At 57.9% G+C, this 12104-nt stretch carries 10 protein-coding genes; all 10 read right to left on the reverse strand.

Annotation, left to right across the window (positions count from 1 at the left end):
* Positions 1 to 500: 500 nt before the first annotated feature.
* A complete protein-coding gene (ghrB, locus tag JOE09_RS22615; RefSeq protein WP_205067413.1) occupies positions 501 to 1481 on the reverse strand; it encodes a glyoxylate/hydroxypyruvate reductase GhrB in 981 nt (326 codons plus the stop codon).
* Positions 1482 to 1534: 53 nt separating this feature from the next.
* A complete protein-coding gene (locus tag JOE09_RS22620) occupies positions 1535 to 2827 on the reverse strand; it encodes an MFS transporter (protein WP_205067414.1) in 1293 nt (430 codons plus the stop codon).
* Between the two features lie 82 nt (positions 2828 to 2909).
* Positions 2910 to 3863: a sugar kinase gene (locus JOE09_RS22625; protein WP_205067415.1), complete on the reverse strand. Its 954-nt coding sequence runs from the start codon at positions 3861 to 3863 to the stop codon at positions 2910 to 2912.
* 3 nt (positions 3864 to 3866) lie between these two features.
* Entirely contained in the window at positions 3867 to 4616 is a 750-nt protein-coding gene (locus JOE09_RS22630; protein WP_205067416.1) for a sugar phosphate isomerase/epimerase family protein, read from the reverse strand.
* A 196-nt stretch (positions 4617 to 4812) separates the two neighbouring features.
* The gene (locus JOE09_RS22635; protein WP_205067417.1) at positions 4813 to 5841 is read right to left on the reverse strand and encodes a LacI family DNA-binding transcriptional regulator; all 1029 of its coding nucleotides are present in this window, start codon (positions 5839 to 5841) and stop codon (positions 4813 to 4815) included.
* Positions 5842 to 5900: 59 nt separating this feature from the next.
* Positions 5901 to 6887 (reverse strand): LacI family DNA-binding transcriptional regulator, encoded by a 987-nt coding sequence (locus JOE09_RS22640; protein ID WP_205067418.1) that lies wholly within the window; start codon positions 6885 to 6887, stop codon positions 5901 to 5903.
* A gap of 127 nt (positions 6888 to 7014) precedes the next feature.
* The gene (locus tag JOE09_RS22645; RefSeq protein WP_205067419.1) at positions 7015 to 7677 is read right to left on the reverse strand and encodes an OmpA family lipoprotein; all 663 of its coding nucleotides are present in this window, start codon (positions 7675 to 7677) and stop codon (positions 7015 to 7017) included.
* Positions 7678 to 7786: 109 nt separating this feature from the next.
* Positions 7787 to 8350 carry a DNA-3-methyladenine glycosylase I gene (locus tag JOE09_RS22650; RefSeq protein ID WP_205067420.1) on the reverse strand — a complete coding sequence of 188 codons (564 nt, stop codon included), beginning with the start codon at positions 8348 to 8350 and terminating at the stop codon, positions 7787 to 7789.
* 44 nt (positions 8351 to 8394) lie between these two features.
* Positions 8395 to 10869 (reverse strand): trimethylamine-N-oxide reductase TorA, encoded by a 2475-nt coding sequence (gene torA, locus JOE09_RS22655; protein ID WP_205067421.1) that lies wholly within the window; start codon positions 10867 to 10869, stop codon positions 8395 to 8397.
* Positions 10859 to 12046: a NapC/NirT family cytochrome c gene (locus JOE09_RS22660; RefSeq protein ID WP_239553259.1), complete on the reverse strand. Its 1188-nt coding sequence runs from the start codon at positions 12044 to 12046 to the stop codon at positions 10859 to 10861. The genes torA and JOE09_RS22660 overlap by 11 nt, the downstream gene beginning before the upstream one ends.
* Positions 12047 to 12104 lie beyond the last annotated feature (58 nt).

Consider the following 12104-nt stretch of genomic DNA (forward strand, 5'->3'; position numbering starts at 1 on the left):
CCCTGGGGGCTTGGCTGCCGCATCCGTGCGGCAGACACCCGGCTAACCTGTCCCGTAACGGTTCCCCTTTCAAATCATTGGGTTGCTGCCAGATAACGATCGTTAATCTGGTCGTTAAGCGATTTTTCGCGGTAGATTCCGTGAACGGAGTGACAGCTACGGGCCAGGTCGCGATGGGGTCCGTGACCGGGGCTACCGTTACGGGCAGATCGCCGGTTCGCCGTAAACCCAATCCCTGGGGGCTTGGCTGCCGCATCCATGCGGCAAACACCCGGCTAACCTGTCCCGTAACGGTTCCCCTTTCAAATCATTGGGTTGCTGCCAGATACGATCAGTTGTTCCAGCAGCAACACCAAAACATGCGGGCAATCGGGGATGGACGGGTTAGCGGACCGTCCGAGCACAGGGATGTGCGAGGCCGAGCGGACAGGGATGTGACAGCGGGTCCGCGTTCCGGCCAGCCCCGATACGCCCGGGCACAGAGCGTGCAGCAACAAGAATCAGCCTTTGTTCAATACCTGCGGATTCACGCAGTTCTTCTCTACCTTCCCGGTCAACGCGGCAATCAAATTATCCACCGCATCGCGCGCCATCCCGTAACGCGTCTCGTGCGTCGCGGAACCGATATGCGGCAGCGGCACCACGTTACGCAGCTTCAGCAGCTCGGAATTCACCGGCAGCGGCTCCTGCTCAAACACATCCAGACCGGCAGCAAAAATAGTCCCGTCCTTCAGCGCATCAACCAGCGCCTGCTCATCCACCACCGGCCCGCGACCCGCGTTAATCAGAATCGCGCTCGGCTTCATTTTCGCCAGCTGCTCGCGGCCAATCAGATGGTGAGTTTCGGCGGTCAGCGGCAGGCTGATGCAGAGGAAATCTGACTCTGCCAGCAGCGTATCCAGATCGCAGTACTGCGCATCAAAACGATCTTCCGCTTCCTGATGATGCTTACGCGCGTTGTAGAGAATCGGCATGCTGAAGCCAAGGTGGGCACGCTGCGCCAGCGCCAGGCCAATACGCCCCATACCCAGAATGCCCAGCTTCTTATGGTGCACGTCAATGCCGAACCAGTCAGGGCCAATGTTTTTCTGCCACTCCCCGGCCTTCACCCGCTCGGCCAGTTCCACCACCCGGCGGGCGCTGCTCAGCACCAGCGCCATCATGGTATCCGCGACGGTTTCAGTCAGCACGGTCGGGGTATGCATCAGTACGATGCCTTTATCGTTCAGCGCCGCCACATCGAAGGTGTCATAGCCCACGGAAATCGTGGAGGCCGCACGCAGCTTAGGCACCTGCTGCAGAAATTCAGCATCAACTTTGCCGCCGGAGCCAAGGATGCCTTCCGCCTGACGGAACGCCTCGGCGTGAGCAGCGATATTTTCTGGGGTTAAGCCGTTAATTTCGGTCACGTTGAAATGCGCATCCAGCCGCGCTCGCAGATCTTCAGGTAACGACTTATACAACACCACAGACGGTTTCATACGGTTCTCCCTGTTCAGTACAGTGAAACGGGCCAGCATTGACCCGTTTTAATTTAAGCATGTTTTACATCATGGGGCAGCGGAGCCTGCCGGTCCTGCGACGGCTTGACGATCAACGTCAGCCACACGGCCACCAGTAATGCGCTCCCCATAAAGATATAGGATGCAGATGGACTGCCGGTGGCACCGTTGAGGTATCCCACCACCCAGGAGCCGAGGAATGAACCCAGCGCTCCCATCGAGTTAATCAGCGCCATCGCGCCCCCGGCAACGTTGCGCGGCAGCATTTCCGGGATGATGGCGAAGAAGGGACCATACGGTGCATACATCGATGCACCGGCAATCACCAGCAGGGCATAGGACAGCCAGAAATTGTCGGAACCCACCAAATATGAGCCTAAAAAGGCTAATGCACCAATCAACAGTAACGGCCAGACAAACAATTTGCGGTTTTGTAACTTATCAGAGGCCCAGGAAACGACGATCATCGCGATGGTCGCTGCCAGATACGGCACCGCCGACAGCCATCCGGCCTCAACGATGCCCATCTGCGTGCCGTTACGCAGAATGGACGGCAGCCACAGCACAAAACCGTACACGCCGATGCTCCAGGCAAAATACTGTGCGCACAGCAGGATAACGTTACGCGACTTAAAGGCCTCAGAGTAGTTACGCACCGCTTTCAGATTTTCCTGCTCTTTCTGCAGCTGCGCCTGCAATGCGGCTTTCTCGGCATCGCTCAGCCACTTCGCCTGCGACGGTTTATCCTGCACCAGGAACCACCAGGCTACGGCCCAGATCACCGCCGGGAAGCCTTCAATAATAAACATTTCACGCCAGCCGAAGGCGTTGATCAGATAGCCGGACACCACCGACATCCACAGCACGGTCACCGGATTGCCGAGGATCAGGAAGGTATTGGCGCGCGAACGTTCGGACTTAGTGAACCAGTTGCTGATATAAATCAGCATCGCGGGCATCACCGCCGCCTCCACCACGCCGAGCGTAAAGCGGATCATCGCCAGCATCGGAATATTGCTCACCATCCCGGTCAGCGAGGCACAGCCGCCCCACAGCACCAGGCACCAGAACACCAGTTTTTTTACGCTGCGGCGTTCGGCATAAATCGCGCCGGGGATCTGGAAAAAGAAGTAGCCAAGGAAGAACAGCGCACCGAGCAGGGAAGAAATGCCCTTGGTGATGCCGAGATCCTCATTAATCCCTGCGGCGGAGGCGAAACTGAAGTTCGCCCTGTCCAGATACGCCAGGCTGTAAGTGATAAACACGATGGGCATGATGTACCACCAGCGTTTTGGCGCGATTGTCTGCTTCGTCTGCTCGTTCATGGTGTTTCCTCTGTTGAGGGGCCACATTCTGTTCTGTAGGGGAACGATGTGGTGATGTTATGTTTCCGGCCGGCCGTCAGGGTTAAAAATCGCCCAGTGCCGCCCGGGTTGGCAGTCCTTCGCTGTCGCCGATTGCCTGGATTGCCAGAGAACCGATTTTATTGCCGCGGCGGATGGCCGCAGGCAGCGATTTTCCTTCCAGCAGGGCGCTGATCGTCCCTACCGCAAAGCCATCTCCGGCACCGACGGTATCCACCACGTTGGTGGTCAGGACCGCAGGTACCCGATCTTTCATGCCGTCGGCGGTTTTGAACCACGCGCCTTCGCAGCCGGTTTTGATAATCACGGCTTTTACGCCCATCGCCAGATAGAAGTCGGCAATCGCTTCAGGCTGGTCATAGCCGGTGAGAATTTTGCCTTCTTTGATGCCAGGCAGAACCCAGTCGGCATAAGACGCCAGTTCGTTCAGCCGGGTTACCATTTCCCGTTCACTGGACCACAGCACCGGGCGCAGATTAGGGTCAAAGGAGATGGTTTTTCCCATCGCCTTCATCTCCTTCGCGGCATGTTTCGACAGCGCCAGCGAGCTGTCGGAAAGCGCAGCGGCCACGCCGCTCAGGTGCAGGTGGCGTGCGGCACCGAAGTAGTCGCGGTTAAAGTCGTCGCAGGAGAGATGGCTGGCGGCCGAGCCTTTGCGGAAATACTCCACCAGCGGATCGGAGCCATCGTCCACCTTCGACTTCAGCTGAAAACCGGTGGGGAAGCGCGCGTCCAGCGTCACCTGCTGGCGATCGACGCCTTCACGATCCAGCTGCTGGCAGGTAAAGCGGCCAAATGAGTCATCGCCGACGCGGCTGACCCAGCCCACTTTCAGGCCCAGGCGCGCCAGGCCGATTGCCACGTTCAGTTCGGCACCGGCGATGCGTTTGGTAAATTTCTCAACCGAAGCCAGGTCGCCGTTTTCTGCCGCGACAAACATCGCCATCGCTTCACCGATCGTGACAACATCCAGCGTGCCGTTGGTATGGGTCGTCATGATTTATGCCTCGCGCAGCAGGTCAACATAGTGACGGGTCACCGCCACCAGGTCCGGGCCTTCCAGTGGGAATTCAATAGCGCGCGGCACGTCAGACGGCAGCAGGGCGAGCGTCTCGCGCCACAGGTTATCGGCTTCATCCAGCGGGATAGCGCGCCAGCTTTCGCCGTGCGGCACCGCCGCTTTAACGTGGATATAACTGACGTAGCGGCTCAGGCTTTCCGCCGCCGGAAGCGGCTGGTCGCCGACCCACAGCCAGTTGCCGGTATCAAAGGTCATGCCGTTGCAGATGCGGCTTTCGCCGCAGGCGTGGAAAAAGCCATCGAGGGTGGCGAAACGGCCGTATTCGGTCTGGTCGTTTTCCACCACCAGATGCACTTTCTTATCGGCAAGCTTGCTGCGCAGTTCGCTGTTGTCGAAATCGTGACGATAGTGGCCCAGCGAATATTTAATCAGCTGGGCATTCAGCTGTTCCGCTTCCGCAAAATGCTGGTCCAGACGCGGGTTGAGCGAGCCATCTTCGGTAAACAGCGCTTCCGGCACCGAGTAGAAAGCAATCAGTTTTTTAGAAGCAATGTCCGCGCCCAGCGCAGAAAGCTGGCCCAGTTCCTGTTCATCCAGCAGTTCGCGGCGGATCTCCACGCCGTCGGCACCTGCGGCAGCAATAATCGGCAGCAGCGCCTGCTGCCCCCCCAGCTCACGCACCTGTTTATTGCCGTAGGCCGCGGTGACAACGATGACTTCTCTTTTCATGATTTCTCCGGTTAATTCACCCGATTTGATGGAAAAACGTTAAATGGAACCGGTTCCAAAGAAAAGTACCAAAACGGGATTTTATGACGGCGCTCACGGAGTGAACGCTTTTCTGCGTGAAATAGAGGAACGGCAGGGTGGGATGAGAAGTCTTGCAGGGGCACGATCGGCCCCGGGTTATTACGGGGACACGTGCTTAGCGGACAATCGGCTGCGTTGAGCCCCGCACCACCAGTTCCCCGGAGAATACCTGTTCTTGCAGCGGCTGATCTCCGCCCTCAATGCGGCTGATAACCTGCTCCAGCGCAGCATAGCCAATCTGCCAGGTAGGCTGCTTCAGGGTCGTGATGCCAACGCCCGCCAGCTCAGCCCACTCCAGTTCGTCAAAGCCCAGCAGGCCCAACTGCTCGCCCCAGTTCAGATTCAGCCGACGCAGAGCGCGGGCAACCTGTAGCGTCAACGCGCCGTTGACGGCCATCACCGCGCAGGGCGTTCCCTGATGACGCTGATAGAACTCGCTCAGCACCTGCTGCATACGGGTTTCATCATCCAGTTTCACTTCGGCGTGTTCGGCAATCAGATCGGGCTGCTGCGCCATACGTTCATGGAACGCGTGGATACGCTCCAGCCGGGTATTCACCAGGCCGAGCGGCTCGCTGATAAACAGCAGCGCACGATAGCCCTGCGACAGCAGATGTTCAGTGGCCTGCAGCGCCGCCGCGCGGTTATCCAGCCCAACCACATCACAGGCGAAATCCGGTATTTTTCGGTCTATCAGCACCATCGGCAGCAGCGATTTTTGCAGCTGACTCAGCGCCTCTTCGCGCATGCCCACCGCATTAACCACGATGCCTTCCACCTGGTAGCTGTTCAGCAGATTGAGGTAGTACTGCTCGAGATCGACTTCGTTGTTGGTGTTACACATCAGCAGCGTGAAGCCGTGGCTGCGGCAGGCGGACTCAATGCCGCTCAGCACATCAACGGAATAGGGGTTGGTGATATCCGCGATGATCAGGCCAATCAGTCGGGTACGCCCACGCTTCAGGCCGCGCGCCATCTGGCTGGGGCGATAGTTGAGCGTGCTGATAGCGGCTTCAATGCGCTGCTTCAGATCGTCAGAAAGCGCGCTGAATTCACCGTTCAGATAGCGCGAAACGCTGGTTTTCCCGGTACGCGCCTCTTTGGCGACGTCGCTGATGGTAGCTTTAGCGGCCTTGTTCTTCATGGCTATCCCTGATGATGTGAATGGCGTGAGACTACCATAACTGCCCGACGGCGGCAGCATCAGGGTATTTTCAGCTCCGGCTGCCACAACACCTGCAACGAGGACACGGGCTCTCCTGCCATCAGCCGCAGCGCCATTTCTGCCACCTGCTGCCCGATAGCAGGCCAGGTGGCCTGAGCAATGCTGGCAACGGGCACATCGATCACCGAATCGGCGGGCAGCCCGTTGTAGATCATCAACTCGATACGTTCAGGCCCGCTCAGACGGCCCATCTCGCGCAGGGCAATTGCCGCGCCTTCACCCAGCGAGCTGGAATCGGCAATCAGCGCCTGCGGCGGCTGCGGCAGAGCAAGCAGCTGCCGGGTTGCGCGGTAGCCCTCAAGGCGACTTGGGTCTGTCTGCCAGCAGAGTTCGCTGTCGAAGCCGTGCCGCTGCATCGCACTCAGATAGCCTTCTCGCCGCTGGCTGACAAAGGCCTGATCGAGGTGGCTGCCAAGCCAGGCGATACGACGAAGCCCCTGCGCGACATAGTGATCCACCGCCATCCGCGGCCCGGTGTAATGATCGAAGTCGAACCAGGCGTAGGGAGCGGTCAGTTCGCTGCGGCCCAGCGCCAGAAACGGAAAATTCAGCTGCTGAAGTTTCGCCAGTCGGCTGTCCTGGCGAGTGGTATGCGCCACAATCAGCCCGCTGACATAGCGCGAACGCAGCATCCTTTGCAGGGAACGATGGTCGTTTTCAGGCGTGTCGGCGACGATCAGCAGATCCACTTCGCGCTCGGCCAGCGCCTGGGCAATAGCGCCGATCACATCGACAAAGCTGGTACCGTTGAAAGGAAGAGGTGAGGAGGGGAATAGCAGACCGAGAGCGTTGGTTTTTCCGGTTTTCAGGCTGCGCGCGACCGGATTAGGACGATATCCTCGCCGTCGGGCTTCCTGTTGTATACGCAGGCGCGTTTCCTCAGCCACATCATCGTAGCCGTTGAGCGCACGGCTGATTGTCGTGACGGAAAGCCCCAGAGCGGAGGCAATATCTTTAAGTGACATGTGTGTGCGTACTGATCAGTTTTTGTGCAGGGTAGCACAAACGGCTAATGGCCACTATGGTCCTGAATGATTATTCCCAAAAAAGAGAATAACGGCCCCGGCACGCTGTGTGCCGGGGCTGAGGGGATTACTGCAGCGGGCTGAGGGTGATTTCTACACGGCGGTTCTGAGCTTTCCCTTCAGCAGTGGTGTTAGAAGCCACCGGATTATCCGGGCCCATTCCGCTGGTGCGCACGCGGTTAGCTTCAACACCCTGAGTAATCAGCGAGCTGCCGACGCTGTCCGCACGCTGCTGCGACAGCGACATATTCAGCTGGCGGCTGCCGGTGCTGTCGGTGTAACCGATAATGTTCACGGCGGTTTTCGGGTACTCTTTTAGTACCATTGCCACGCCGGTCAGCGTGTTGGCTCCGGCAGGTTTCAGCGTGCTGCTGCTGCTGTCAAAGGTGACGTTGCTCGGCATATTCAGCACGATATTGTCGCCGTTGCGGGTCACGCTGACTCCGGTACCTTTCATTTTGTCGCGCAGCTTCGCTTCCTGCACGTCCATGTAATAACCCGCGCCGCCGCCGAGAGCGGCACCGGCGGCGGCACCAATCAGTGCGCCTTTGCCGCGATCTTTCTTCGAAGAAGAAAGCATACCCACACCTGCGCCTACCGCGGCGCCGATACCCGCACCAATACCGGACTTCCCTGCTTCGCGTTCGCCGGTATAAGGGTTAGTCGTACAACCGGCCAGCGCAAGCGTGCCGCTTAATATCAGGGAAAGAGTAATAGCGCTTTTTTTCATGAGTATTCCTTTCATTCGTTCACCGCAGGCAACATCGCCTGTAAGCGCTAATTATGGCGCTCAATTGTGAGGAAAATACTCAGGCAAATTCTCAAAGTGTAAGCGAAAGCTATTTAATGTTATCCGGATGGCAAAAACAGTCGGTCGTGTGTTCGCTGATTAATCCGCAGGCCTGCATAAACGAGTAGCAGGTCGTGGAGCCGACAAACTTAAATCCGCGTTTTTTCAGCGCCTTAGAGAGTGCATCAGAAGCCGAATTGGTGGTCGGTGCCTCTCGGTAGTGGCCGAAGCGGGTGATTTGCGGTTCGTTATCAACGAAACGCCAGACGAAGTCTCTGAACGATTCTCCGGCGGCTTCCATCGCCAGCAGCGCTCGGGCGTTGGCAATAATTGCGTTGATCTTTCCCCGGTGGCGGATAATACCGCTCTCCTGCATCAGCCGTTCAATATCGTCTTCATCCATCCGGGCAACGGCCTGAACGTCAAAATGATGAAAATGCTGGCGATAGTTTTCCCTTTTCTTCAGCACGGTCAGCCAGGACAGCCCGGCAACCTGGCCTTCCAGACAAATCATTTCAAACAGCGAACGGGCGTCATGATGGGGAACGCCCCACTCGCGATCGTGATAGGCGATATATAGCGGATCTTCAGATACCCAGCCACAGCGTTGCATAGATAACATTCCTTATTAACGGGTTGGGTACTGAATTTAACCGTTTAAGCGCCAAAAGGCACCGAATGAGCGGTGTTTTTCTGCTCCTCGCCGCAATATTTTTCCACCTCCAGCTGGGCCATATGGCCGCAGTTAGCCTGCGCTAACCGGGAGGAGCCGATATCAAAGGTCAGGCAGTTAACGCTGCCGTTTTTGCACAGGGTTTTAGGCTCTGACAAATCTGCCGGGTCGAACCAGGCCCCTTCACACACCCGAACTACACCGGGGCGGATATCATCACTCACCTGCGCTCCCACCAGGATCTGCCCACGGTCGTTGTACGCGCGCACCAGGTCCCCGGACTGGATCTGCCGGTCTGCAGCATCCTGGGTATTGATCAGAATCGCCTCGCGGTTGCTGACCGCGTATTTGTCTCTCAGGGGCGTATTATCCAGCTGCGAATGCAGGCGGTGCGCCGGGTGCGAGGAGTTCAACGACAGCGGATAGCGCTGCGCAATGTCGCTGCCGCGCCATTCGTGCGGTGGGAACCAGCCCGGCAGCCCCGGGCAGTCGTCGTAATTCATTTTTGCCACGCTGCGGGAGAAAATTTCGATACGTCCGCTGGGTGTACCCAGCGGGTTGAGCAGTGGATCGGCACGAAAATCGGCAAAGCGTATCCAGTTTTTATTCTCTTCCGGGACAGGGAAGCGGATGTAATTGTTCGACTGCCAGAATTGATCGAACGGCGGCAGCGGCACGCCCGCATTACGGGCCTGGGTCTTCATGTTGTCGTACATCGTTTTCAGCCACAGCATCTCATCGCGCCCCTCGGTAAAGGCCTGCTCAACGCCAAGCCGCGCGGCAATATCGCGGAAAATATCGAAGTCGTTACGCGACTCGTGCTGCGGCAGCACGCACTGGCGCATCGGGAAAACATAGCGCTGGGAATAGTCGCCGCCCATATCCATATCGTTGCGCTCATAGCTGGTGGTGCACGGCAGGACGATATCGGCGAATTTTGCCGTGGACGTCCACCAGGGTTCATGCACGATGATGGTTTCAGGATGCTGCATGGCCTGCCGCAGATTATTGGTATCCTGCTGGTGTACCAGCGGGTTACCGCCGGCGACGTAGACCATTTTAACGTCGGGATAGGTGACCTGGCGACCGTTGTAATCAATGGTTTTTCCCGGATTGGCCAGGCAGTCGGCCATTCTGGCCACCGGAACCGGAACGGGTGAGTTTTGTGGCGCTTCTCCGGCGCTGATGCCGGACAGAATACCGCCTTTCGCCGACGGACTACCGCCGGAAGAGTAGTGATAGCTAAATCCAAAACCACCGCCAGGCAGGCCAATCTGGCCAAGCATGGCAGCCACAGTCACCAGCAGCCAGTGCGGCTGTTCACCGTGATGCTGCCGCTGAATGCCCCAGCCTGCCATAATCATCGTCCGCTTCTTCGCCATATCGCGCGCCAGCTGGCGCAGCGTTTCCGCTTCGACGCCGCAAATCGCACTGGCCCATTCCGCCGTTTTAGCCACGCCATCGTGCTCGCCAAGCAGGCTTTCACGGAACTGAGCAAAGCCGGTGGTATAGCGCTGCAGGAAGGCTTCATCATGCAGTTTTTCACTCAGCAGAGTATGTGCAATACCCAGCAGCATCGCCGCATCGGTGTAGGCGTGCGGCGCAATCCACTCCGCGTTCAGCTGTTTTGAACCGGGATTATTGATCGGGTCAACGGTGATAATCCGCGTGCCTTTTTTCGCCAGTGCGGCAAAGCCTTCCAGCCCGACGTGATCCGGCACGTTCCAGCTGTTTTTCAGCGTGGTGTAGGGGTTACATCCCCACAGCACCACCAGCTCGCTGTTATCAATCACGTTGGGCCAGGTCGTTTGCTGATCGTATACCTCGGTCGAGCCGACAACGTGGGACATAATCACCTGCGCAGCACCGGTAGAGTAGTCGCCGCTGTAGCTCAGAAAGCCGCCACTCAGATTCATCAAACGATGCAGCAGCGCCCGGCAGTTATGCAGCATGCCGGTACTTTTCCAGCCGCAGGACCCGGCATAAATCGAGGAAGGGCCATAGGCCGACTGCAATCGGCGGATTTCATCGCTGACCAGCTGGATAGCCTTTTCCCAGCTGACCTTCACCCATTCATCGCGCCCGCGCAGATCGTTGCGGCTGCCGGGGCCATTTTCCAGCCAGCTTTTACGCACGACCGGTGAAGTAATCCGATTGGCGGCGTGCACCTGCCACGGAGCCATCTCAATCAGTTCATTGGGTGCCGGATCGTCCTGAACCGGCTGCACACCCACCATTTTTCCCTGCTCAACAATGGCTTCAAAAGCCCCCCAGTGAGCGGAGGTCAGAATGCCTTTCTTCGCCGGGCGCAGCGCGGCAAACAGCGGCATCGCCTGGCTCACCGCCCGGGCCACGGCGGAAGGAGAAAACAGCAGATCTAACGAGCTGGCGGCCAGCAGCGTGCTGCCCAGTTGCAGAAAACGGCGGCGCGACAGGCCGGAAAATACATTATTTTTCACGAGAGCTTCCTTGTTCAGAGGGCAGTCCGGCAGGTGGCATATCGCTGGCGTGGTTTTGCGCGTACAGCGTCAAAATGCGCAGCTGCTCCTCGTTCAGCGCGGTACGCGAGGCCATACCTTTCATCACGCCAATCCACTGATTTGCGGTGAAGTGATCCAGTGCGGTCAGGCCGTGACAGCCGGTACAGTTAGCGGACATCAAATCGCTGGCGTACTGCCAGATTTTTTGCTGGTTGGCGATCAGCGCCTCGGAAGGGAACCACGCGGTCAGAGCAACATGATGCCACTGCGTATCGGTCTGGCTGTCGGTTTGCGAGCCCAGCGTTTTCAACTGCTGCTGACTGTTTTCATCCAGCACCGCACGAATAATTCGCCGGCCGGGTGCGCCATAGATCACGCCGGTTACACCATCCTGCTGCCAGCCTTCCAGGCGCGCTTCTGTCAGCGAACCCTGATGACGTAACGGGATCACGGGTGCAGACGGGAACAGCGTACCGGCGGAGTTGGTGATGCCAGGCTCCAGTACAAAAGACTGCGTTTTAATGCTGTAAAGCGGGCTGTCCGCCGGTTTGACATCGGTCGTCAGGGCCGCAAGCTGGCTGGCACCGGCCGCGTTACTTAAGGTCATGTCCGGCAGGATATGTGCCACACCACGATGGCAGTCAATACAGGTCTGATTCTCTTTTATCGCTACCGGATGCGCCTTACGGGCTTCAGGCCGCTGAGCAAGAATATCCATCGCTTCAAAGCTGTGGCAGCTGCGGCAGGTGGCTGAGTCGTTGGCCTTCATGGTCTTCCATACCGATTCCGCCATCGCCAGTTTATGGGCGTTGTACTTCTCTTCGGTATCTATCTTGCCAGTAATTTCGCCGTAAACATCCTTAACTGCGGCGATCTTGGTCAGCATATAGGAGACAGGGGCCGTGGGGATATGGCAGTCGGCACACTCGGCGCGGATACCGGCGTGGTTTTCGAAATGAACGCTGCCCTGATACTCAGCCAGCGGTCTTTCCATACTGTGGCAAGAAACACAGAAGGCCGTATCGCTGGTTTTATGCATCACGGTGACACCACCGGCGACCAGCAGCAGGCCGATGAACAGGCCCAGCAGCATCAGCAACAGCGCACGCCAGCCGCACAGTCGCTTCAGCCGCCCCTCTTTCCTGAAATAATTCATAACTTCCCCTGTTAATACTGATTGGCTCAGTGCAGCGCACTGAAAAGTAAGCGCACTT

The sequence above is a fragment of the Pantoea coffeiphila genome (genome assembly GCF_016909495.1).
Classification (GTDB): Bacteria; Pseudomonadota; Gammaproteobacteria; order Enterobacterales; family Enterobacteriaceae; genus Erwinia; species Erwinia coffeiphila.

Coding starts and splice junctions, on each gene's coding strand:
- ghrB (WP_205067413.1), bottom strand. CDS start 1,481: ATGAAACCGTCTGTGGTGTTGTATAAGTCGTTACCTGAAGATCTGCGA.
- JOE09_RS22620 (WP_205067414.1), bottom strand. CDS start 2,827: ATGAACGAGCAGACGAAGCAGACAATCGCGCCAAAACGCTGGTGGTAC.
- JOE09_RS22625 (WP_205067415.1), bottom strand. CDS start 3,863: ATGACGACCCATACCAACGGCACGCTGGATGTTGTCACGATCGGTGAA.
- JOE09_RS22630 (WP_205067416.1), bottom strand. CDS start 4,616: ATGAAAAGAGAAGTCATCGTTGTCACCGCGGCCTACGGCAATAAACAG.
- JOE09_RS22635 (WP_205067417.1), bottom strand. CDS start 5,841: ATGAAGAACAAGGCCGCTAAAGCTACCATCAGCGACGTCGCCAAAGAG.
- JOE09_RS22640 (WP_205067418.1), bottom strand. CDS start 6,887: ATGTCACTTAAAGATATTGCCTCCGCTCTGGGGCTTTCCGTCACGACA.
- JOE09_RS22645 (WP_205067419.1), bottom strand. CDS start 7,677: ATGAAAAAAAGCGCTATTACTCTTTCCCTGATATTAAGCGGCACGCTT.
- JOE09_RS22650 (WP_205067420.1), bottom strand. CDS start 8,350: ATGCAACGCTGTGGCTGGGTATCTGAAGATCCGCTATATATCGCCTAT.
- JOE09_RS22660 (WP_239553259.1), bottom strand. CDS start 12,046: ATGAATTATTTCAGGAAAGAGGGGCGGCTGAAGCGACTGTGCGGCTGG.